At 61.9% G+C, this 20,599-nt stretch carries 22 protein-coding genes; 12 read left to right on the top strand and 10 right to left on the bottom strand.

The window, feature by feature from the left end; translation table 11 throughout:
- The first annotated feature begins 8 nt into the window (after positions 1 to 8).
- Both cobT and FAA97_RS14380 read left to right on the top strand, forming a co-directional pair.
- Positions 9 to 1,901, top strand: a complete 1,893-nt coding sequence (cobT, locus tag FAA97_RS14375) for a cobaltochelatase subunit CobT (protein WP_136599229.1) — start codon at positions 9 to 11, stop codon at positions 1,899 to 1,901.
- Positions 1,876 to 2,925, top strand: a complete 1,050-nt coding sequence (locus FAA97_RS14380; RefSeq protein ID WP_246041474.1) for an esterase-like activity of phytase family protein — start codon at positions 1,876 to 1,878, stop codon at positions 2,923 to 2,925. Before cobT ends, FAA97_RS14380 begins: the two co-directional genes overlap by 26 nt.
- A 75-nt stretch (positions 2,926 to 3,000) precedes the next feature.
- On the opposite strand, the gene FAA97_RS14385 is transcribed toward FAA97_RS14380, so the two are convergent.
- Both FAA97_RS14385 and rpmB read right to left on the bottom strand, forming a co-directional pair.
- On the bottom strand, positions 3,001 to 3,639 hold the full coding sequence (locus FAA97_RS14385) for a VUT family protein (protein ID WP_136599230.1): 639 nt from the start codon (positions 3,637 to 3,639) through the stop codon (positions 3,001 to 3,003).
- A gap of 145 nt (positions 3,640 to 3,784) precedes the next feature.
- The gene (rpmB, locus tag FAA97_RS14390) at positions 3,785 to 4,075 is read right to left on the bottom strand and encodes a 50S ribosomal protein L28 (protein WP_113379261.1); all 291 of its coding nucleotides are present in this window, start codon (positions 4,073 to 4,075) and stop codon (positions 3,785 to 3,787) included.
- A gap of 253 nt (positions 4,076 to 4,328) precedes the next feature.
- On the opposite strand from rpmB, the gene FAA97_RS14395 reads away from it, so the two are divergent.
- Genes FAA97_RS14395 through FAA97_RS14405 form a run of 3 tightly spaced genes read left to right on the top strand, consistent with a single transcriptional unit; the run spans position 4,329 to position 6,670 of the window.
- Positions 4,329 to 5,108, top strand: a complete 780-nt coding sequence (locus tag FAA97_RS14395; protein ID WP_168801006.1) for a DUF3108 domain-containing protein — start codon at positions 4,329 to 4,331, stop codon at positions 5,106 to 5,108.
- A gap of 35 nt (positions 5,109 to 5,143) precedes the next feature.
- Positions 5,144 to 6,022, top strand: coding sequence for an aromatic amino acid exporter YddG (gene yddG, locus FAA97_RS14400; protein WP_136599231.1), 879 nt, complete (start codon positions 5,144 to 5,146; stop codon positions 6,020 to 6,022).
- A 12-nt stretch (positions 6,023 to 6,034) separates the two neighbouring features.
- Complete coding sequence (locus FAA97_RS14405) at positions 6,035 to 6,670, top strand: lysoplasmalogenase family protein (RefSeq protein ID WP_136599232.1); 636 nt, start codon at positions 6,035 to 6,037, stop codon at positions 6,668 to 6,670.
- Between the two features lie 16 nt (positions 6,671 to 6,686).
- Here FAA97_RS14405 and FAA97_RS14410 read toward each other — a convergent pair whose 3' ends face one another.
- Together FAA97_RS14410 and gloB are read right to left on the bottom strand one after the other, a co-directional pair.
- A complete protein-coding gene (locus tag FAA97_RS14410) occupies positions 6,687 to 7,109 on the bottom strand; it encodes a cupin domain-containing protein (protein ID WP_136599233.1) in 423 nt (140 codons plus the stop codon).
- Positions 7,109 to 7,879 carry a hydroxyacylglutathione hydrolase gene (gene gloB / locus FAA97_RS14415; RefSeq protein ID WP_136599234.1) on the bottom strand — a complete coding sequence of 257 codons (771 nt, stop codon included), beginning with the start codon at positions 7,877 to 7,879 and terminating at the stop codon, positions 7,109 to 7,111. The genes FAA97_RS14410 and gloB overlap by 1 nt, the downstream gene beginning before the upstream one ends.
- Positions 7,880 to 7,969: 90 nt before the next feature.
- Between gloB and FAA97_RS14420 the strand changes: the two genes are divergently transcribed.
- From FAA97_RS14420 to FAA97_RS14430, 3 genes are all read left to right on the top strand, one after another.
- On the top strand, positions 7,970 to 8,713 hold the full coding sequence (locus tag FAA97_RS14420) for a class I SAM-dependent methyltransferase (RefSeq protein WP_136599235.1): 744 nt from the start codon (positions 7,970 to 7,972) through the stop codon (positions 8,711 to 8,713).
- Positions 8,714 to 8,848: 135 nt separating this feature from the next.
- A complete protein-coding gene (gene hisC / locus FAA97_RS14425; protein ID WP_136599236.1) occupies positions 8,849 to 9,952 on the top strand; it encodes a histidinol-phosphate transaminase in 1,104 nt (367 codons plus the stop codon).
- A complete protein-coding gene (locus tag FAA97_RS14430; protein WP_136599237.1) occupies positions 9,952 to 10,875 on the top strand; it encodes a prephenate/arogenate dehydrogenase family protein in 924 nt (307 codons plus the stop codon). Before hisC ends, FAA97_RS14430 begins: the two co-directional genes overlap by 1 nt.
- Before the next feature lie 15 nt (positions 10,876 to 10,890).
- Here FAA97_RS14430 and FAA97_RS14435 read toward each other — a convergent pair whose 3' ends face one another.
- Positions 10,891 to 11,904 carry a DUF2125 domain-containing protein gene (locus tag FAA97_RS14435; protein ID WP_136599238.1) on the bottom strand — a complete coding sequence of 338 codons (1,014 nt, stop codon included), beginning with the start codon at positions 11,902 to 11,904 and terminating at the stop codon, positions 10,891 to 10,893.
- A gap of 50 nt (positions 11,905 to 11,954) precedes the next feature.
- Between FAA97_RS14435 and FAA97_RS14440 the strand changes: the two genes are divergently transcribed.
- Positions 11,955 to 12,473 (top strand): gamma-glutamylcyclotransferase, encoded by a 519-nt coding sequence (locus FAA97_RS14440; protein ID WP_136599239.1) that lies wholly within the window; start codon positions 11,955 to 11,957, stop codon positions 12,471 to 12,473.
- Between the two features lie 43 nt (positions 12,474 to 12,516).
- Here the strand turns inward: FAA97_RS14440 and FAA97_RS14445 are convergent, their stop codons facing one another.
- The 4 genes from FAA97_RS14445 to ftsE form a co-directional block, all read right to left on the bottom strand.
- The gene (locus FAA97_RS14445; RefSeq protein WP_136599240.1) at positions 12,517 to 13,299 is read right to left on the bottom strand and encodes a lysophospholipid acyltransferase family protein; all 783 of its coding nucleotides are present in this window, start codon (positions 13,297 to 13,299) and stop codon (positions 12,517 to 12,519) included.
- A 67-nt stretch (positions 13,300 to 13,366) separates the two neighbouring features.
- On the bottom strand, positions 13,367 to 14,092 hold the full coding sequence (locus FAA97_RS14450; protein ID WP_136599241.1) for a YdcF family protein: 726 nt from the start codon (positions 14,090 to 14,092) through the stop codon (positions 13,367 to 13,369).
- 75 nt (positions 14,093 to 14,167) lie between these two features.
- Positions 14,168 to 15,166: a cell division protein FtsX gene (locus FAA97_RS14455; protein WP_136599242.1), complete on the bottom strand. Its 999-nt coding sequence runs from the start codon at positions 15,164 to 15,166 to the stop codon at positions 14,168 to 14,170.
- Positions 15,159 to 15,818, bottom strand: a complete 660-nt coding sequence (gene ftsE, locus FAA97_RS14460; protein ID WP_168801007.1) for a cell division ATP-binding protein FtsE — start codon at positions 15,816 to 15,818, stop codon at positions 15,159 to 15,161. Before ftsE ends, FAA97_RS14455 begins: the two co-directional genes overlap by 8 nt.
- Positions 15,819 to 16,118: 300 nt before the next feature.
- On the opposite strand from ftsE, the gene FAA97_RS14465 reads away from it, so the two are divergent.
- From FAA97_RS14465 to FAA97_RS14475, 3 genes are all read left to right on the top strand, one after another.
- On the top strand, positions 16,119 to 16,679 hold the full coding sequence (locus FAA97_RS14465; RefSeq protein WP_246041476.1) for a hypothetical protein: 561 nt from the start codon (positions 16,119 to 16,121) through the stop codon (positions 16,677 to 16,679).
- A gap of 83 nt (positions 16,680 to 16,762) precedes the next feature.
- The gene (hpt, locus tag FAA97_RS14470) at positions 16,763 to 17,305 is read left to right on the top strand and encodes a hypoxanthine phosphoribosyltransferase (protein WP_136599244.1); all 543 of its coding nucleotides are present in this window, start codon (positions 16,763 to 16,765) and stop codon (positions 17,303 to 17,305) included.
- A 151-nt stretch (positions 17,306 to 17,456) separates the two neighbouring features.
- Positions 17,457 to 17,816 (top strand): response regulator, encoded by a 360-nt coding sequence (locus tag FAA97_RS14475; RefSeq protein WP_136599245.1) that lies wholly within the window; start codon positions 17,457 to 17,459, stop codon positions 17,814 to 17,816.
- 101 nt (positions 17,817 to 17,917) lie between these two features.
- On the opposite strand, the gene FAA97_RS14480 is transcribed toward FAA97_RS14475, so the two are convergent.
- Positions 17,918 to 20,539, bottom strand: coding sequence for a TIGR02302 family protein (locus tag FAA97_RS14480; RefSeq protein WP_136599246.1), 2,622 nt, complete (start codon positions 20,537 to 20,539; stop codon positions 17,918 to 17,920).
- Positions 20,540 to 20,599 lie beyond the last annotated feature (60 nt).

The raw sequence follows: 20,599 nt of genomic DNA on the forward strand, positions 1-20,599 counted from the left end.
CGGATCGTATGGCAGGGCGCGGCGACAATTCGAAGGCCAGGACACCCGGCCTGATCGACACGGAACCGTTGCGCCGTGCGATCACCGGCTGCGTGCGCTCGATTGCCGGTGACCCGCAGGTCGAAGTGGCGTTTGCCAACGAGCGGCCAGGCTTGGCCGGCGAGCGCGTGCGCCTGCCGGAAATCTCCAAGCGCCCCACGTCGCACGAACTTGCAGTCACCCGCGGCCTCGGGGATTCGATGGCGCTCAGGCTTGCCTGCCATGACCAGTCCATCCACGCCGCCCTTGCGCCTCAGGGAACGGATGCACGCGCCATTTTCGATGCCGTCGAGCAGGCGCGGGTGGAATCGCTCGGATCGATCCGCATGCCGGGCGTTGCTTCCAACATCCATTCGATGAACACCGAGAAATATGCGAAAGCGAATTTCTCGACGATCAGCCGCCAGGAAGACGCGCCGCTCGGCGAAGCCGTCGCCATGCTGGTGCGGGAAAAGCTGACGGGCCAGAAGGCGCCGGAAAGCGCCGGCAAGGTGCTCGATCTCTGGCGTCCCTTCATCGAGGGCAAGGCCGGCGCCGACCTCGACAATCTGTCGGGTGTGATCGAAGACCAGCAGGCCTTCTCACGCGTCATCCGCCATATGCTCTCCGCCATGGATATGGCCGAGGATCTCGGCGACGACGAGCAGGAAGCGAGCGAGGACGAACAGTCCACCGATGAGGAGCAGCCGCGCAGCGGCGAGCAGGATCAGGAGACGTCAGAGGAAGAGGCCGGACAGGATTCCGCGCCCGCTGAAGAGAGCGAAGCCTCGCAGGAGCAGCTCGACGACGGCGAGATGGACGGTGCGGAAATCTCCGAGGAGGAGATGTCCGACGAGGGCGACGACGACAGCGAGACACCCGGCGAAATGCGCCGGCCGGCGACACCGTTCGACGATTTCAACGAGAAGGTCGACTACAAGATCTTCACCCAGGAATTCGACGAGGAGATCACGGCTGAAGAACTGTGCGATGAGGCCGAACTCGACCGGCTGCGTGCTTTCCTCGACAAGCAGCTTGCCCACCTGCAGGGCGCTGTCGGCCGGCTTGCCAACCGTCTGCAGCGCCGCCTGATGGCGCAGCAGAACCGGTCCTGGGACTTCGACCTAGAAGAGGGTTACCTCGATCCGGCACGCCTGACGCGCCTGATCATCGATCCGATGCAGCCGCTCTCCTTCAAGAAGGAAAAGGACACCAAGTTCCGCGATACGGTCGTGACGCTTGTCATCGACAATTCGGGCTCGATGCGCGGCCGTCCGATCACGGTTGCGGCCTCCTGCGCCGATATTCTGGCCCGCACGCTGGAACGTTGCGGCGTCAAGGTGGAAATCCTCGGCTTCACCACCAAGGCCTGGAAGGGCGGTCAAAGCCGCGAAGCCTGGCTTGCTGGCGGCAAGCCTCCGGCGCCCGGTCGTCTGAACGATCTGCGCCATATCATCTACAAGTCGGCCGATGCGCCCTGGCGCCGTTCGCGCCGCAATCTCGGCCTGATGATGCGCGAGGGCCTGCTCAAGGAAAATATCGACGGCGAGGCGCTGATGTGGGCACATAACCGCCTGATCGGTCGGCGCGAGCAGCGCAAGATCCTGATGATGATCTCCGACGGCGCGCCGGTCGACGATTCAACGCTGTCGGTCAATCCGGGCAATTATCTCGAGCGGCATCTGCGCGCTGTCATCGAACAGATCGAGACGAAGTCGCCGGTGGAGCTGCTGGCGATCGGTATCGGCCATGACGTCACGCGTTACTATCGCCGCGCCGTCACCATCGTCGATGCGGATGAGCTGGCGGGCGCGATGACGGAGCAGCTTGCCTCCTTGTTCGAGGAGCAGACGGCAGGTGGACGGGCGCGCCGGCGTGCCTGAGACACCGGTCGCTCGGCGCTGGGCGTCGCTCGCCGCTCTGGTCACGGCCGCCGCCTGTCTGTCGAGCTGCTATCCCTCCGATATCCCGGCAGGCACGGCGCTTCCGATTGCGGTTGATGCGCGCGCCATCGAGACCCTCGGCGGCGAGCCTATGCTGGCGGACGGATTGCGCTTTACCGGCGGCCTTGAGCTCTCTTCGTCGGAAGCGCTGTTTGGCGCCTTCTCCTCCATCCGCTTTCTCGACGACGCGCGTTTCCTTGGCGTCTTCGATACCGGCTACTGGATTGCAGGCCGCATCGTGCGTGACGGCGAGGGCCGTCTTTCGGGTCTTGCCGAGGTGACGCTCGCGGCCCTTCTCGATGCCGATGGTCGCGAAAGTCTGAGCAAATTCCAGGTCGATGCCGAGAGCCTTGCGATCGACGGGCAAAGTCGTGCTTATGTCGGCTTCGAGCAGCGGCACCGCATCGTCCCCTATCAGCCGATCACCGATCTCGCCCGCGCCCTGCCAGCGGCGCCACTGGCAGCGCCGTTCGATCTTCGCCGTCTGCGCAGCAACGGAGGCATTGAGGCACTCATGCTCGCGCCGGCGGACGGGCCGCTGTCCGGCGCGCTGGTGGCGATCTCGGAAAAAACCCGGGATGCAGACGGCAGCCTGATCGGCGGAATCCTGGGCGGGCCTCTGGTCGGCGTATTCGGGGTGCGCCCGCGCGACGGTTTCGAGGTCACCGACGGCGCATTCCTGCCGGATGGCGACCTCCTGCTGCTCGAGCGCCGGTTCACCATAGCCTCAGGCGTTGCCGTCCGGCTGCGGCGCGTCGAGGGCGCATCGCTGAAGCCCGGCGCCGTCCTCGACGGGGAAATCCTGCTTCACGCCGACAATCGCTCGCAGATCGACAATATGGAAGGGATGGATGTGCTCCCGGCCGAAGATGGATCGGTGCGGCTCATTCTCGTTTCCGACGACAATCACTCGATCCTGCAGCGAACGCTGATGCTGGAGTTCCGTCTGGCCGCGACACGGTGAGGTGAAAAGGTCTTCAAACGTCAAAGGGCAACGCGGTGTCCCACGCTGCCCTTTCGCTTGCGCATTGGTCGCTTGTCAGAGGCTCTGCGGAGCCTGCGGCATGGGGCGGACAACCGTCATCAGCGCGCCGTAGGGCACCAGCATGACAATACCGATCAGCATCTTGACGCTGAAATCCGCCGCCGCCCAGGAGATCCAGCGCGGCGCTTCCATGGCAAGCACGCCGAACAGCGGTGCCGAGCCGATGGCGAAATCGTCATTGGCGCCGAGGAAGCCGAAGAGCGGCGCAAAGGACATGGAGAAGAAGATCACCGTGTCGAGGGCCGAGCCGATCAGCGAGCCCATCAGCGGTGCCTTCCACCAGCTTTCCCGGCGCAGCCTGTTGAACACCGAGATATCCAGGAGCTGGCCGACCAGGAAGGCCGTGCCGGAGGCAGCAGCAATGCGCGGCGAGGCAAGCAGGATGGACAAAAGCACGCCGGCGACGAAGCCGACGAAGACAACGCGACGTGCGATCTTCGGGCCGAACTGCCGGTTGGTGAGATCGGTGATCAGGAAGGCGATGGGATAGCTGAAGGCGCCATATGTCAGGAGATCGGCGAGGTTGATGCCGCCCAGCATCATGTGCAGCGGATGCTGCACGAGAAAGTTCGAGGCGACCACGATGGCCGTCATCAGCAGGCTGTAGATAAGGAAGTGACGTGTCATGGGCATTTTTTTATCCTGGGTGATGCCACCAGTTAGAGGAACGATGATCTGCCTGGGCAGAAGGGTCGGCCTTTTGCTGTCCCCACAAACGAAAGGGCCTGACCGGTTGTCCGGTCAAGCCTCAAACGGTCTGCGCTGATGCCGGCTTGAATTAAGCGGCTTCTGCGGTCTTCTTGGCGATCTGACGACGCAGCAGGCGTGCGCGCATGCTCAGCTCGTTTTCAGAAGCCTTGAGAAGGAAGGCGTCGAGACCACCACGATGCTCGACCGAGCGCAGGGCTGCAGCCGAAACGCGCAGGCGGAAACGCTGGTTCAGCGCGTCCGAGATGAGCGTGACGTCGCAGAGGTTCGGGAGGAACCGACGCTTGGTCTTGTTGTTCGCGTGGCTCACATTGTTGCCCGACTGGACGCCCTTGCCGGTCAATTCGCAACTGCGGGACATGGTACACCTATTGTTTTTCTAGGCCATCGCACTGCTGCCGGGCGAATGCCGGTCACGCAATCCAACAGCGGCTGATTGGAAAGTTGCGGTTCTATAGTCAGACAGAACCGGCGCGTCAAGCCAAAGCTTGGATTTTCCGCCAATCGCGATGATCAACGGTAATTTAATTGCCACAGTCTCAGTCATGAATGCAAGTTCAACCATTCCGGCTGCCGCTCTTGCTGTGCAGCGTCGCTGAAAGGATGCCTATCCCATGATTTCGAGACCAGACATCCGGTTCGCTGTCGCCCTTGCTCTTGTTCTGCCGCTTGCCGGGCCGTCAACAGCGGCCGATGTCCGCTATGAAAGCGAATACAGCGTCGCGCTTGGCGTCCTGCCCATCGCGCGTCTCTCGTTCAACACCAATGTCGATGGTGATCGCTATCGGATCCAGGGTAATTTCAAGTCCTCGGGTCTGGTCGAAGTGGTGCGCGAGGTGTCGGCTCAAAGCGAGGTGTCGGGACAACTTTCCTCCGGTCGTCTGCTGCCGGATCGCTATACGCTTGATTATCGCAGCGGCAAGAAGAAGGAAGTCTTCGATATCCGCTTTTCCGGAGGCGATGTGGTCGAGGTCAAGGTTGAGCCGAAGCCGAAACCGCGATCCGGCAATTGGGTGGCGCTGACCGAAGCGGACCTCAAGGCGGTCATGGACCCGATCGGTGCCTTCCTCATTCCGGATGGTACGGATGTTTGCGCGCAGCGCCTGCCGGTCTTCGATGGCGAGAGCCGGATGGATCTCGTGCTCCAGCCAAAGGGCGTCGAAGCCTTCAAGGCGGGCAAGCGCAAGGGTGAGGCGATTGTCTGCTCCGTGCGCTACGAGCCAAGGTCAGGCTATCGCAAGGGACGCAAGGATATCGAATATCTGAAATCCGTTACCGACATGGAGATCTGGTTTGCCAAGACGGAATCGCTGAAGCTATATGCGCCTGTCTACGCAAAAATCCCGACGCGCTATGGCACGGTGCATGTTTCGGCGGAGCGTTTCGACGGTTGATCTTGGCGGGAGGCCAACCCCGCGACGGGGGGTAAATGAAAACCAGGGCAACGCTGATCGGCTTTTCCGCCATTCTCATGTGGTCCGTTCTTGCGCTCATGACGGCGGCGTCCGGCACCATGCCGCCGTTCCAGCTGTCGGCCATCGCCTTTGCCATCGGCAGTCTCCCCGGCATTGCTCTCTTCATCGTCCGGCCCGAGCGCCTCAAGGCGTTGCGCCAGCCGCCCAAGGTCTGGATCACCGGCATTGCCGGCCTGTTCGGCTACCACTTTCTCTATTTCACGGCCTTGCGTAACGCACCTGCCGTGGAGGCCGGGCTGATCGCCTATCTCTGGCCGCTGTTCATCGTCGTCGGGTCGGCGCTTCTGCCGGGCGAGCGCTTGCGCTGGTACCATTTGGCCGGAGCGCTTGCCGGGCTTGGCGGCACGGCGCTGATCGTTGGCGCAAAGGGGGTGGCGTTCGATCCCGCCTATACGATCGGTTATCTCGCTGCGTTTCTCTGCGCCTTTACCTGGGCAGGGTATTCGCTGATCAGCCGTCATTTCGACGCCGTGTCCACCGATGTCGTTACCGGCTTCTGCCTTGCCACGGCCATTCTGTCGCTTGTGTGCCATCTCGGGCTTGAAGCGACCGTGTGGCCCGAAACATCGGGGCAGTGGGCTGCCGTTGTCGGCCTCGGTCTCCTTCCGGTCGGCCTTGCCTTTTATGCCTGGGATTATGGCGTGAAGAACGGCGACATCCAGATCCTCGGTGCAGCAAGCTATGCGGCGCCGTTGTTGTCGACGCTCAACCTGATCATTTTTGGATTTGGCGAGTTTACAACCATGATTGGTCTGTCCTGCGTGCTCATCACCGGTGGCGCAGTCCTGGCAGCCCGCGATATGCTTTTCGGCAGGAAAAACGCTTCGACCTGACCAGGGAATGACATGGCCATGCTCGCAACCGGGATACTCCTGCTCTCGGTTGCGCTGGGGCTGGGTTATCATCTGATCCTGCCACGATCCAAGACCGCATGGCGCGCCCTGTGGAAGGTTCTGCCGATCCTGCTCTTGTCACTCTACGCGCTGGTGCAGGGCAGTCATCCGCTGCTGGTGCTCGCCCTTGTCTTTGCCGCCTTCGGGGATGGCTTTCTGGCCTTTGAAGGTGAGCGGGCGTTCCTGCGCGGCGTGGCTGCCTTCCTGCTCTGTCATCTCACCTACATCGCGCTGCTCGTGCTGGATGGCGGGCAGCAGCCTTGGGAGGGCTGGGCGCTTGCCGTGGTCCTCGTTGCCCTTGCTGCGACTGTGGTCGTCATCGCGCGCATTCGCATATCAGCCGGCTGGCTGATTGGCCCGATGCTGGCTTACACGCTGGTGATCCTGACGATGTTGGTGCTGGCCACCCGGGAAGATGCGCTGGTGCTGGCCGGTGCCGGCCTCTTCGTCGTTTCCGATCTCATTCTGGTCGTCAGACGCTTCTGGACCGGTCCGGGGCATCGCCATGACAGGGTTGCGGCCCATGCCGTCTGGGCCACCTATTTCTTCGCGCAGCTCATGCTGACGCTGGGTCTCGTCGAGGCATAAGGGTCAGGCCGGGGCCCTATGTTCCAGGAGACCAGCCGGGTGGTGCAAGCTCGAAGGCGGCGAATTCGAAGCCCGGCGCCACGGTGCAGCCAACAAGGGTGAAGTCTCCCAGGCTTTCGGCAGCCTGCCACACATTGGCTTCAACAATGGCCTGCGGTCGTTCGCCATTGACGATATCCGGCCCCAGCCGGATCGTCCTCTTGGTGATGCCGTTCTCGCTGATATGCAGGGCAAGCGGCGCGCCGGCATAGTAGTGCCAGACCTCGCCTGCGTCCTTCACCTTGTGCCAATGCGAGCGCTCTCCAGCTTCCAGAAGAAAATAGATCGCCGTTGCATGACCGCGCCTTCCGCCACCCCGGTCGCGCCAGGTCTCGGTGTACCAGCCGCCTTCGGGATGTGGCTGCATCCCGAGCGTGGTGATGATGTCGCTCGCCTGCATCAGAAACTGTCCTTGCGGCGGCGGATTTCGGCAAAAACCTCGTCATTGCTGGCATTTTCCATGCCAAGCACCCGGCGGATATCCGGGTCTGCAGCGCGCAGGAAGGGGTTGGTTTCCTTCTCAAGGCCGATGGTCGTGGGAATGGTGAAATCGCCTCGGCTGCGCAAATGCTCGATTTCCTCAGCCCGCCCTTTCAGCCGGGCGTTGTCCGGGTCGATGGTCAGTGCAAAGCGTGCATTCGAGAGTGTGTATTCGTGGCCGAAATAGACAATCGTTTCGTCCGGCAGGGCCGCCAGCTTCTGCAGCGAATGCCACATGTCGAGCGCCGAGCGTTCGAAAAGCCGTCCGCAACCAAGCGCAAACAGCGTGTCAGCGGCAAACAGGATGCCATCCTCGGGGAAGTAGTAACAGATATGGCCTGCCGTGTGGCCTGGGGTTTCGATGACCCGGACCGGATGCCGGCAGAACTCGAATTCGTCGCCATCGCCAACCGTGCGGTCGATGCCGGGAATGGCCAGAGCCTCATTGATCGGACCAACGATCTCGCAGCCGAAGGCTTCCTTCAGGGCCAGATTGGCCTCAACGTGGTCGCCGTGATGATGCGTGGTAAAAACATGCGTCAGCGTCCAGCCCCGCCGCTCCGCCGCCTTGACGATCGCCTCGTAGTCCGGCGCATCGATCGATGCCGTGCGGTTGGTCTCCGGGCAGTGCACGAGCATGCCAAAATTGTCGCTCCTGCACAGGAAAGTTTCGATCTCTAAAGATTTCATGGATTTTCCGTTTTCATTGTCCCGCCTCGTTGCAGGGAATGTAGCGGTTCCCGCCTTGAACTCCAATGCGGGGCTGCTAACAATAAGGTCATGCATGTCGATATCGTTGATCTACGGCAATTCTATTACACGAAGCTTGGCCGTTTTGCGGAACAGTCGATCAGCATGGCCTTGTCTTCCGTCTGGGCGCGGTTGCCGCAGGAACGGCTCGTCGGGATCGGCTACTGCATCCCCTTTCTCGACCGCTTCCGTGCAGATACCGAGCGCACCATGGCCTTTATGCCGGCCGGGCAGGGGGCGGTGAACTGGCCGGTCGGTGAGCCCTCCGCAACAGCCCTGGTGTTTGAGGAAGAACTGCCGCTGCCGGACAGTGCTGTCGACCGGGTGCTCATGGTTCATTCCCTGGAATTTGCCGAAAACCCGCGTGAAAGCCTGAAAGAGATATGGCGGGTGCTGGCGCCTGGCGGGCGGCTGGTGATCGTCGTGCCCAATCGCCGCGGTGTGTGGGCGCGCATGGAGCACACGCCCTTCGGCTCTGGTCGCCCCTATTCGCGCGGTCAGCTGACGGCGCTGCTGCGCGAAACGAATTTCACCCCCGGTGCCTCTGCGGAAGCGCTGTTCTTCCCACCCTCGAAGATCCGGACAATCCTGCGGCTGCGCCGCGGTTTCGAGCGGCTGGGTCGCATGCTCTGGCCGGCCTTTTCCGGCGTCATCGTCGTGGAAGCGCAAAAGCGGCTCTATCAGGGGCTGCCGGTTGCCGCCCGGTCTTCACGGCGTGTCTTTGCGCCGGTGCTGGCACCACAGGGCGTGCCGACCACGCGTGACCGGCCTTAGGCCTTCAGTCGGGCGGCCTGGTGCCGCACCGTCCGTCCAGCGCGTTGCGCCGCCTCGACAAATTTCCTGTTCCGCATTATCGACAGGCATGCGGTTTTCGACCGCAATCCTTCAAATGACGTGAGAGCAGACCGCATGAACGCCCCAACCAAGCCGATGCCCCGCGCCGGGGTTCTGGATATCGCCGCATATGTTCCCGGCAAGGAGCATGCGGAAGGTGTTGCGCGGGTGTTCAAGCTGTCGTCGAACGAAACACCGCTCGGTCCCAGTCCGAAGGCCATCGAGGCCTTTCGCGCATCTGCCGACAGGCTGGAGCTTTATCCCGACGGTCAGGCCAAGGCTCTGAAGCAGGCAATCGCCGAGGTACATGGTCTCAATCCGGGCCATATTCTCTGCGGCAATGGTTCTGACGAGCTTCTCGGCCTTCTCGCCCATGTCTATCTCGGCCCCGGCGATGAGGCTGTTATCACCGAGCATGGCTTTCTCGTCTATCGCATTCAGATCCTTGCATCGGGTGCGACGCCTGTCACGGTCGCCGAAAAGGATTGCCGGGTTGACGTCGATGCGATCCTTGCTGCCGTTACGGAGAAAACGAAGATCGTCTTCATCGCCAATCCGGGCAATCCGACGGGCACTTATGTGCCTTATGCCGATATCAAGCGCCTGCAATCCGCCTTGCCGCCGCATGTCATCCTGGTGCTCGACGCAGCCTATGCCGAATACGTCCGCCGCAACGATTACGAGGCGGGTATTGAACTCGTCTCGGCCAATCGAAATGTCGTCATGACGCGCACCTTCTCCAAGGTCTTTGGCCTTGCAGCACTGCGCATCGGCTGGATCTATGCGCCACCTGAGATCATCGACGCGCTCGACCGCGTGCGCGGGCCGTTCAATCTCAATGCGCCGGCCATTGCCGCCGGTGCCGCCGCGATGCGCGACGAGGTGCATACCGCCCGCTCGGTCGATCACAATCTGCACTGGCTGTCGCGCGTCACTGAGGCGCTCACGGCGATTGGCCTTGAGGTCACGCCGTCGGTTGCCAATTTCGTGCTGATCCATTTCCCCGATCAGGACGGCAAGCGTGCCGTCGATGCCGATGCATTTCTCACCGCGCGCGGCTTCATCCTGCGCGCCGTGAAAGGCTATGGTTTTCCCAACGCGCTGCGCATGACGATCGGCAGCGACGAGGCCAATCTCGGCGTGATCGCCGCCCTCACCGAATTCATGGAAGTCCGCTGATGCCTGATGTGATGTTTGACCGTATCGCCCTCATTGGTATCGGTCTGATCGGTTCCTCGATCGCCCGCGATATCAAGGCATTGGGGCTGGCGCGCCAGGTGGTGATCTCCAGCCGCAGCGCAGACACGCTGAAGCGTGCGGAGGAGCTCGCGCTTGGAACCTCTTACGTTACTGCGGCTGCGGAAGCGGTCAGGGATGCCGATCTCGTCATCGTCTCCGTGCCGGTTGGCGCCTCGGAAGCGGTCGCACGCGAAATCGCCGAGCATCTGAAACCTGGCGTCATCGTTACCGATGTCGGCTCCACCAAGGCCTCCGTCATCGCGCAGATGGCACCGCATATGCCGGACTACGTGCATTTCATTCCCGGCCATCCGCTGGCAGGCACGGAAAAATCCGGTCCTGACGCCGGTTTCCCCGGCCTCTTCAAGGGCCGTTGGTGCATCTTCACGCCGCTGGAAAACACCGATCCCGCAGCTCTGTCAAAGCTTAAAGCCTTCTGGGAAGCGCTCGGGTCGCGTGTCGATGAAATGGACCCCGTGCACCATGACAAGGTGCTCGCCATCGTCTCGCACCTGCCGCATATCATTGCCTACAACATCGTCGGCACCGCTGATGATCTGGAGACGGTGACAGAGTCGGAAGTGATCAAATATTCTGCCTCCGGCTTCCGCGATTTCACCCGCCTTGCAGCCTCTGACCCCACGATGTGGCGGGATGTCTGCCTGCACAACAAGGATGCGATCCTCGAAATGCTGGCGCGGTTTTCCGAGGATCTCGCCTATTTGCAGCGCGCCATCCGCTGGGGCGAGGGGGACAAGCTGTTCGAGCTTTTCAGCCGCACGCGCGACGTGCGCCGTTCGATCATCCAGGCCGGTCAGGATGTCGACGCGCCGGACTTCGGACGTCACGTTCTCGACAAGTGAGATTGTCCCGTCCGCTCAGAGCGGCGGGATTTCACCGAGCGGAATGAAGCCGAGCATGACCTTGCCATCGCGGATGTTGATGTCTGCGCTGCCCTTGTCTCGACCAAGCGACAGTGCCTTCATCACCTTGGCAACATTCTCCGCCGTTTCCTTGGCCGGCGGATAGGCTGCCGAAACGACGTCGCGCCAGCCGTCCACCTGCTCGATCTCGATCGACATGTTGCCGGAAATCAGTCCGGTCTCGCCAATGGAAAAGGGTCCGTTCACCGTCGCGACCCGGCCTTGACCAAGGTCCACCACCATGCGGCGCACCTCTCCACGCGTGCCGTGCAGCTTCTGCTGGCTCGCAATGCGCGGGTTAAGAAGGCCGCCCTTTTCGGCAAAGGTCGTGTCGATGCTGGCGGAGATCGGCGGCAGGGTCAGAGGTTGTCCGTTGATGCTGATTGTCATGTTGCGCAGAAGGGTCGCGTAGTCGAGATCCGCCGACTGCTGGCGGACGTGCTGTTCGAAGCCTTCTGCCACAAGTTTGACGTCCTGTTGCACGCCAATGGTGTTGATCGTCGTTTCCACGTTTTCGATCATCAGAGAGCTGCGGGAAAGGCCGGAAAAGCCGATGCGCAGGCTCGATTGCAAGTTCTGCCAGTTGGTGGTCGCGTTCACCCCAAGGGCCGAGCGCATTTCCGCCGGCCCATCGAGCTCCCAGACGATGTGGCCCGGATTGTAGATCTGGGCGGCTGCGCGCACCGCGCCAAAATTCGCCGCAATGCCGCGTTCGTTGTCATCGAGCGAAAGTCGTGTGCAATTCAGCTGAAAGCGAAACGGGTATCCGGCGATCTGCGCATCTTCGCAAACCGCTTCGATTCCGGACGGGTTGCCGCCGTGAAAGAAGGTCACGATCTGCTTGCGCAGATATTCGGCTGCAAAATACCAGCCGACACTGTAGACAGCGATGAACAGGACAATCAGAACGGCGAGCCAGACCACTTTTCGGGTGGTTCTGCTTTCTGTTGTCGGTGAAGACACTGCCATCGGGGAAACCCTTGCTAAAAATGGACTGATGAACTGAACTGGCTGGCGATATGGACAAATTTTGGGTCTTTGGCTACGGATCGCTGATGTGGAACCCCGGCTTTCCCTATGAGGAAAGCATTCCCGCACGCGTTGGTGGATATCGGCGCTCGCTCTGTGTGCGCTCTTACGTGCATCGGGGTACGCAAGAGCGCCCTGGTCTCGTGCTCGGGCTTGATCGCGGCGGCTCCTGCAAGGGCGTTGCCTTTCGCGTTCATCCAGACAACTGGCAAACGACGGTCGATTACCTGCGCGAACGCGAACTCGTTACCAGCGTCTATCTCGAACGGACTGTCCGCGCGCGGCTCGCCGATCAGCGCGACGTGCAGGCGCTGACCTATGTGATCGATCGGTCGCACAGCCAGTATGCCGGGTCGGTTACCGTCGAGGAAGCCGCCTCTGTCGTCCGCTCCGCTGTTGGCCGGGCGGGCCCCAATCCTGTCTATGTCGTCAATACGCTCGCGCATCTTCAGGAACTCGGCATTCGCGATCACTGGCTGGAACGTGTCGTCACGGCACTTGAGGCATAGCCGCAACGGATTTTGTCGTTGCGCTCGCCCTTAGCCTAACGGATCAACGCGCGCCCAGTTCCTCCAGCCGTCTGATGGCGCTGGGCGGCAGCGGCACATGCGGGTTGTCCCGCACGGTTTCAATCAGCAGGGCGTCGCTTGCGCCCTCCAGCTCGCGCATCAGCCGCTCGAAGAAGACGTCAGCGTCGAGGCCCGGCTCGATCGGCGGCAGGATGCGCACCTTGAAATGGCCGGGATAGCGCTGCGATTTGCGCCGTGGCCAGAAAAGGCCGGGGTGCATCGCGACGGGAACGACCGGCACATCGAGATCGCGGTAGAGCCGTGCAATGCCATACTTGTATTCGGGCGCTGCGCCCGGCGGCCGGCGCGTACCTTCCGGGTAGATGATCAGCTGGCGTCCATTGGCCATTTCCACCTTCGTCCGTTCGATCACCTTGGCCATCACCTTGCCGCGTGCGCCGCGATCGACCGGGATCATGCGCTGCTTGGCCACATACCAGCCGAAGATCGGGATCCACATCAGTTCGCGCTTGAGAATGTAGACGGGGTCGTCGAGGTAGGGGAGGAGGGCAAACGTGTCCCAGAAGGACTGATGCTTCGGCGCCAGAATGTATCCGCCCTTGGGAATGTTCTCGAGGCCTTCGACCGTAAATGTCGTGCCGACGATTTTTGCAAAGAGCCAGGACGAGGAGCTTGCCCAACCCTTCGGAACGAAGAAGGCCGTCTTGCGGGGAAGCAGGAAGTAGATCGGGGACAGGATGATCATCCTGAGGATCATGTTGGTGTAGAAGGCGGTATTGAAAAGAATGGAACGCAAGGTCGTCATCAGCCAGGCCTTTGTGATCGGACGCTCCGTCCTTAGAGCAAAAGCCCGGCCAACAAAAGCTGCATCCTCAGGAGCGTGGCGGCGTTGCAGGCATATCCTGTTCGGGGCGCAAGCCCTGGCCGCGGTCCCAGCCGATGGCGAGGCGCAGATAGGTGGCGACCGTCTTGCCGTATTCTGACAGCATGGTGCGCATGGCGGCCGGTTCGCTGTACCAGTCGCGGGTTTTCAGATCGGCATTCACCACGGGGTAGCCGATGAATTGCGTGCTGCTGTCGCTATGCCGCAATTCCATCAGGCTGCGCGACAGGTGATAGTTGCTCGTCACCACGAGAACCGAGCGATAGCCCTTGTCGCGAATCCACAGCGCCGTCTCGTTGGCGTTGCCGATGGTGTCGATCGCCGCATAACCCATGTCGATGCAGCAGGCGAAGAGGTCGGATGACGTGCCGGTGGTGCGGCGGATCTGGCCGGCCGTGGTCTGCGGGTTGACGCCCGAGATCAGCAGCCGCTCGCCGGCGCCGTCACGCAGAAGGTCGATCGCCTGTTCGATCCGCTGATAGCCACCGGTCAGCACAACGATCGCATCTGCCTTGACGGTTTCAGGCGGGCGCAGATTGGTGACGTGATCGGCAAATACCAGGAAACCCGCAATGAGGCTGGCCAGAATCATCAGCACAAGGATGCCGCCATAGCGGAGGATGCGCCGCACGACGCCGGAGCGCACGAAGGGGCTCCAGCGTCCCTCGTTCTGCGCTCCCTCTCGCTTGTGTTCGTCTTGGCTCAGCCGTTGCATGTCCATTATCCGTGAATAGCCCGGATTTCCCATGGGGAACAGGCGGCTTTATGGCAGGTCAACACTTGCACCCAGTCAGTCGTCCAGAAGCCCATCGGTCCGGCTCGGATCGGAACGGATCAGATCGATCTCGTCAATTGTGCGCATCACAGTCAGGCGCGCCGTGGCCGTTGTCAGCAGCGCAATAAATACCATGGTTGCAAAAATGCCGAGATACCCGCCCCAGCCGATGGTGAAGGTGCCGAACAGCGCGGTGGCCTGATCGCTTTGCGGGGTGGCCAGTGACCGGCTCTGCCAGAAGCTTGCAATCGCAAATAGGATGGCAGCCAGCATGCCGCCGGCGAAGGCACCCTTCAGGCTGATCTTGAAGAAATGCCGCTGGAACTCCTGGGCGACGAAACCGGCTTCTGCCCCAACGAAATGCAGCACCTCGATGATGTGCCGGTTTCCCGAAAGCGCACCGCGGGTGGCAAAGATGACGGTCAGCACCATCGCGACAAAGACGAGGATCAGCACGCCTGAGCCGATGAAGACAGTGGTTCGCGCCATCTGCACCAGCCGGTCGACCCAGGTCCGGTGATCGTCGAGGAAGGCTTGCGGCACTTCTTCCGCCAGCATCGTGCGCATGGCTTCGAAATCGGGCGGATTGCTCTCATCGATGGTGATCACGACAAGCCGCGGCACCGGCAGTTCCGAAAGGTCAAGCCCGGTGCCGAGCCAGGGTTCAAGCAGGCGCGCAGTTGCCGCATCGTCCATGATCTGGCCGTCGCGGGTGCCGACAAAGGTCAGCGCCACATCCTTGGCCCGGTTGAGCGCCGCGTCCATGTCGAGCCCGTCTTCCGGCTTGATCTGGATGGTGATCTCGCGGGCGATCTGGCTTTGCCAGCCGGCGGCTGTCGCCCGCACCATCGAGACGGCACCGAGCGTCAGGCAGGCCAGAAACGCCATAATGGCGATCACCACCATCAGCGCATTGCCCTGAATGTTGGAGGGGGGAAGGATCGGCCCCGTCGGGCGGACCGTCATTTCAACCCGGCGTGCCGGCTGTTGCTCGGGGCGCTTGCGCTCACTCATAGATGTCGAGCCGCCCATCGGTCAAAATCATCCGGCGCGCGTCCACCTGGTCCATCAGGGCCAGGTCATGCGTGGCGATCACCACGGCCGTACCCAGCCGGTTGAGCTCAAGGAAGAGGCTTAAGAGCCGGCGCGCCATGGGCGGGTCGACATTGCCCGTCGGTTCGTCGGCCAGCAGGATTTCCGGCCTGTCGATCAGGGCACGCGCAATCGCAACACGCTGCTTCTCACCGCCAGACAGGACAGGCGGCAACACATTGATGCGCTCGCCAAGCCCGACCCATTTCAAGAGCTCGATCACATCCTGCTTGTAGGTGCCTTCTTCCTTGCCGCGAACCCTGAGCGGCAGTGCCACGTTCTCGTAGGTCGTCAGATGGTCCAGCAGGCGAAAATCCTGGAAGACGATGCCGACGCGCCGGCGGAGCATCGGCAGCTCGCTCCGCGGAATACGCGTGATGTCGCGCTCGAAACTCCTGATCAATCCACGTGTCGGCTGGAGCGACATGAACAGGAGTTTGAGAAGCGTCGTCTTTCCCGCCCCCGAAGGGCCGGTGAGAAACTGGAAGGATCGCCCTGGAATGTCGAAGGTGAGGTCGCGGAGGATTTCCGGCCCCATTCCATAGCGCAGGCCGACATTTTCGAAGTGGATCAATGGCTGGCCCAGTGTAACGGTGCTGATCGTAAGCGATTAAGTCTTTGTCTCTCAATGCCCGGTTAACACCGCGACCTGTTGTCGACGGAGAGCGTCTCTTTCCGAAGCATTAACCATTTGAATTTACGACTGGTAAGGATTCGTTTCAACCATCGAGTTTCACCACGGTGAAATTCGATCGCGCGAGAGGCTCCGACGATGAGCGCATTCAGCCGGCATAAGCAGCCCGGGGGCCAAATGGCCGACCTCCTGCCGCCGGATCACGCACGTCGAAGGCCACGAGGGCGGGCCGCAAATCCTATGGCACGCGATGTGGTCGACGCCGATTTTATCGTGATAGGCAAGGCGACGGCCCCTGTCGAGCCAACCGCCGAGGTGCCGACCCCCAGGCTCGATGGCCCTTTCCTTCCTCGGGCTTTGCTCTGGCTGTCGAAGGCGGCCGCTCTTGTTGAGGCAAGGCTGCAGAGGCTGCCGGACCGGCATTTCGCCAATCTTGTCGCGGCAAGTTTCGTGGTTGTTTTTCTGGCCGTCGTCCTTCACGTCATGCGCATGAGTGAGCACCCGGAGATCGCGGCCCGACCGCTCGATCTCGTCCATGTGAATCTCACCCCGCAGGATCGCAACGGCATGCGGGTGCTCCTGGTCAATGCGATCGTGGAAAACCGTTCACGTGCACGGCTTGCTGTGCCTCAACTTCGTGCAGATCTGCTCGTCGATGGTCAGGTCGTTGCCAGCACCTATATTGCGCCGCCCGCAGGCGAACTTGAGGGCGGGCAAAGTCGCGGATTGTCTGCGCGGCTCCAGCATCCCGGTGGAAAAACGCCGGAGCTTCGGCTTTCCTTTGACGATACGGGTGTTTGACCCGTACGACTGTGCTAATGCAGCCGCAAAAGCGGTCAAAGCCGGCGACACGTTGCGCTGACCGGTCCAGTTAGGAGAAAACCATGCCCGTCGTTCGCGGAAAAACTATCGAGCCGCTGTTCACCGCCGAACAGATCAATGCCCGCAATCACGAGCTGGCGCGGGATATCCTGGCAGGGCCTTGCGACGACCTTCTGGTCATCTCCATTCTCAAGGGCTCCTTCATCTTCGCCGCCGATCTCATCCGTGCCCTTCACGATGTCGGGCTCGCACCGGAAGTCGAATTCATCACCCTGTCCAGCTATGGCACAGGCACGGTGTCGCAGAGTGTGAAGGTCATCAAGGATATCGACAGCGATGTGAAGGGCCGCAATGTTCTGCTGATCGACGATATTCTGGAGTCTGGCCGTACCCTGCTGTTTGCGCGCGAACTGATGTATGAGCGCGGTGCCGCCAATGTCACAATCGCTGTCCTGCTCGACAAAAAAGTTAAGCGAAAGGAACAGTTTGAGGCGGATTACGTGGGCTTCGAATGCCCCGACTATTTCGTCGTTGGTTACGGCATGGATGTTGCCTATGCATTTCGCGAATTGCCCTTTGTCGGCGTCGTCACGGGTGACGCGTAAGCGTTCCGCCGGCGGTCGCCCTGACGGTTTGTCGCTCACGGGATGTTAACCATGGGGCGGATCTGGGGTTGTGGCGTTTACCACTCGCAAACGAAACCATGGTGATTTGAGCCCGTAGAAGTCAACGGAATGCGGGAGCAAATTATAAACCATGGCGCGGATCCTGATCACCGAAGACGAAGATTCCCTGCGCTCCTTCGTGGCCCGCGCGCTGCGGCTGGATGGGCATGAAACACGCGAGGCCTGCGATGGCGCCGAGGGCCTCGAAATGCTGGCCGAAGGCACCTATGACCTGCTTCTGTCGGATATCCGCATGCCGGTCATGGATGGCATCGAACTCGCGCACCGCGCCCATTCCGATTTTCCGGCCATGAAGATCCTGCTGATGACCGGCTATGCCGAGCAGCGCGAACGCGCCGACGATCTCGCCGCAAAGATCGTCGACGTGGTGTCCAAGCCCTTCGCCCTTCCCGATATCCGCAAGGCTGTTGCGATGGCGCTGGCAAGCTGAGCGGCCGAAGGCCAGCCCCCATGTGGTAGACGAAGTAACCCGCTGGGCCAGGCCGCAGCGGGTTTTATTCGCCTCTATCCGCATGACGTCGTCTTGCGGCCCTATTGAATGTCCAGCAGACGCTCCAGATATTGCCGTTCCATTTCGGGGCTCGCATTTTCGCCCAGCTTCTCGCGAATGGCTTCCAGGATCTCGCGGGCACGCTGCACGTCGATCTCGTCCGGCACCTTCACCTGCTCGCCAAAGTCGGGGCCATTGTTGGCTCTTGGGCGGCCAAGCGGGTCTCGGCCATTCTGGTTTCCAAGGCCTGCCTGGCCGGGGCCCTGTTGCCCCTGCTGGCCCTGCATCGCCTGCATCATCTGGTTCATCATGTCGCGGGCGCCCTGGCGCAAGGCTTCGAGCGCGCGGCCCTGACCTTCGACCGCGCGGTCACCCTGGCCTTCGCCAAGAGCCTCGCCGGCACCTTGCATTTCCTGTTGCGCCTGGCCGAAGCCTTCGCCGGGTTGCATGCCAAGGCCCTTCAGGCCTTCCTGCAACTCGCCCAGCTGCTTGCCAAGACCCTCCTGCTGCTCACGCAGCTGCCGCAGTGCTTCACGCAGCTGTTCGGCGGTCATGTTATCGAGGTTCTGCTGGCCCTCTTGCCCTTGCTGTCCTTGTTGGCCTTCCTGCTCCTGACCTTCGGCGCCTTCTTCACCCTCCAGCGGGTCGCCGCGCTGCATGCGGTCCTGCAGCGCCTGGTCGAGACGGAAGGTCTCATCCATCAGCCTCTGCTGCTGCTGCATGATCTCGCCAAGCTTGTCGATCTGCTGGCGGGCGGCGCTGTTGTCGCCCTGCTGGCCCTGTTGCGGGCGCCCGGCCTGGAGATTGTTCATCATCCGCTGCAACTCGGACAGCAGTTGCCGGGCCTCGTCGCGGTTGCCGGAGCGGGCGAGGTTTTCCAGCTGGTCCAGCATGTTGTTCAAATCCTGCTGGCGCAGCACATTCTGGGTGTTCTGCTGCTGCTCGCCGGCCTGGTTCTGCATGCGCTCAGCCATGGCCGAGAGGAATTCCTGCATGGCCTCACGCAGTTCGGCCATCAGCTTCTGGATTTCCTCGTCGGTTGCGCCGTTTTCCAGCGCATCGTTGAGCGCCTGCTGGGCATCGCGCAGCCGGCGTTCGGCAAGTGAAAGATCGCCGTCCTCGATGCCGAGCGCAATCTCCCAGAGATAGTCGGCTGTGTCCTTCAGCTGCTCCTCGCCGCGGGCAAGCTTCATCCGGGCGCGGGCGCTTTCGATGGCAATGAAGTTGCCAAGATCGGGAATGGTCTCGTCAGCCCGGATGACCAGCGCCTCGTTCAGCGCCACCGCGTAGGCCATGTCCCGCGTATCGAGCGAAAAAGCCTGACGCTGCTCGGAAACCGAGCCCGCCAGCGGGTTGGTGAAGTTGCGGGCCGGAAGGTCCATCTCCACCGGCGCACTGCGCCCGGTCTGGCCAGCGCCATCGGTTGCCACAAGCGTGATGCGGACCCGCGTGCCGGAGATCGGGTGTTCGGTGATGTTGCGGCTTGCAACCCCCTTGGTTTCGCGGGCGTTGTAGCGGGGCAGGTCAAGCTTGTAGTCCGGTGGCGGATAGAGCGGAGTCGCCCCTGGCTTTACGTCAAGAGGCTCGATCTCGGCTCTCGCCTCGCGCAGGCCATAGTCATCCTTGGCCAGAAAGGCGATCTCGAGCGCCCCATTGGCGGCACGGCGCGGTTCGCCGTCAAAGCTAATCTCGGGTGTCTTGTCGGCAATGACGCCGATCGCCCAGGAACGGTCTGCAACGCGCAGCTCACCGCTCTCGGCAAGCTTGAGTTCGTGCGTGCGTGCAGCACTCGGAAGCGGTGCCGGCGGCGGTGTGGGCACGCCATCGACCATGGCCACCGGCTTGGCCGGCTCCTCGCGCACGGCCACGTCCTGAACCGGGCCGTCACCCTCGGGTTTGAAGAGAACCGGCTCGTCAAGGGCGCCGCCGCTGATCCTCACGGTCATCGTCGAATTCTGCGGTACCGTTACACCCGCCTCCTGCGTGCCGAGGCCGGAGAGGAAGACCGGCGGCTGGCCGGTATAGCCCGGCGGCGTGATCCAGGCGTCGATGCGAAGCGAGGGCAGCTCGGCTTCCGCCACCGGGCTGCGGAAGGCATCGGCCACAGAGCCCGCGCCATTGGATCCGGAATAGGCAAGCGCCGTGACAAAAAGCAGGGCGGGAATGGTGCGCAGCGCATAGCGGTCGAAGCGGGCGATGTCGGGTTGCGGCATGCCGGCATCAAGCGCTGCGATGCGTTCAGCCATGCGCCGCTGGTGTTCCTGCCAGAGGGCGCGGGCAAAGGGTGTTTCGGCGGAGAGCTGATCGTCCTGCACGGCCACCGGCTGGTGGGCCAGGCCATTGCGTTCTTCCAGAAGCCGATCCGCTTCCCGGATGGTCGGCAGTTTCAGCCTGAGGAAGGGAATGAGCGACCAGACGAAGGCAAAGACCAGAGCGAAGACCAGGGCCAGACGGGCGTATGACGGCAATTCGCGATAGACGCCGAACCAGCCCAGCGAAACGAACAGGGCTGCAATGCCGGCCACGGGCAGGAACAGCGGCAGGATGCGCTCGGCAAACAGCACGGCACGTGCCAGCACGCGCTTCAGGCCGACCTTGCGCGATAGGGCGCGGTCATGCTCGAAGGCGCCTCGTCTGTGGCCGGGCGGTCGGCTGTCTGTCATCCCTTAGGTCTCCGAAAGCGCGGGCCGCAAGGATCGGCGCCGTCGGGTCGAAGATAGCAG

The organism is Peteryoungia ipomoeae, assembly GCF_004912165.1.
In the GTDB taxonomy this organism is placed as follows: domain Bacteria; phylum Pseudomonadota; class Alphaproteobacteria; order Rhizobiales; family Rhizobiaceae; genus Allorhizobium; species Allorhizobium ipomoeae.

Bases quoted from the DNA above. Each gene is read 5' to 3' on its own strand.
- cobT (WP_136599229.1), top strand. From the start codon at position 9: ATGGCAGGGCGCGGCGACAATTCGAAGGCCAGGACACCCGGCCTGATC.
- FAA97_RS14385 (WP_136599230.1), bottom strand. From the start codon at position 3,639: ATGCCCATGACACGTCACTTCCTTATCTACAGCCTGCTGATGACGGCC.
- rpmB (WP_113379261.1), bottom strand. From the start codon at position 4,075: ATGTCCCGCAGTTGCGAATTGACCGGCAAGGGCGTCCAGTCGGGCAAC.
- FAA97_RS14395 (WP_168801006.1), top strand. From the start codon at position 4,329: ATGATTTCGAGACCAGACATCCGGTTCGCTGTCGCCCTTGCTCTTGTT.
- yddG (WP_136599231.1), top strand. From the start codon at position 5,144: ATGAAAACCAGGGCAACGCTGATCGGCTTTTCCGCCATTCTCATGTGG.
- FAA97_RS14405 (WP_136599232.1), top strand. From the start codon at position 6,035: ATGGCCATGCTCGCAACCGGGATACTCCTGCTCTCGGTTGCGCTGGGG.
- FAA97_RS14410 (WP_136599233.1), bottom strand. From the start codon at position 7,109: ATGCAGGCGAGCGACATCATCACCACGCTCGGGATGCAGCCACATCCC.
- gloB (WP_136599234.1), bottom strand. From the start codon at position 7,879: ATGAAATCTTTAGAGATCGAAACTTTCCTGTGCAGGAGCGACAATTTT.
- FAA97_RS14420 (WP_136599235.1), top strand. From the start codon at position 7,970: ATGCATGTCGATATCGTTGATCTACGGCAATTCTATTACACGAAGCTT.
- hisC (WP_136599236.1), top strand. From the start codon at position 8,849: ATGAACGCCCCAACCAAGCCGATGCCCCGCGCCGGGGTTCTGGATATC.
- FAA97_RS14430 (WP_136599237.1), top strand. From the start codon at position 9,952: ATGCCTGATGTGATGTTTGACCGTATCGCCCTCATTGGTATCGGTCTG.
- FAA97_RS14435 (WP_136599238.1), bottom strand. From the start codon at position 11,904: ATGGCAGTGTCTTCACCGACAACAGAAAGCAGAACCACCCGAAAAGTG.
- FAA97_RS14440 (WP_136599239.1), top strand. From the start codon at position 11,955: ATGGACAAATTTTGGGTCTTTGGCTACGGATCGCTGATGTGGAACCCC.
- FAA97_RS14445 (WP_136599240.1), bottom strand. From the start codon at position 13,299: ATGACGACCTTGCGTTCCATTCTTTTCAATACCGCCTTCTACACCAAC.
- FAA97_RS14450 (WP_136599241.1), bottom strand. From the start codon at position 14,092: ATGCAACGGCTGAGCCAAGACGAACACAAGCGAGAGGGAGCGCAGAAC.
- FAA97_RS14455 (WP_136599242.1), bottom strand. From the start codon at position 15,166: ATGAGTGAGCGCAAGCGCCCCGAGCAACAGCCGGCACGCCGGGTTGAA.
- FAA97_RS14465 (WP_246041476.1), top strand. From the start codon at position 16,119: ATGGCACGCGATGTGGTCGACGCCGATTTTATCGTGATAGGCAAGGCG.
- hpt (WP_136599244.1), top strand. From the start codon at position 16,763: ATGCCCGTCGTTCGCGGAAAAACTATCGAGCCGCTGTTCACCGCCGAA.
- FAA97_RS14475 (WP_136599245.1), top strand. From the start codon at position 17,457: ATGGCGCGGATCCTGATCACCGAAGACGAAGATTCCCTGCGCTCCTTC.
- FAA97_RS14480 (WP_136599246.1), bottom strand. From the start codon at position 20,539: ATGACAGACAGCCGACCGCCCGGCCACAGACGAGGCGCCTTCGAGCAT.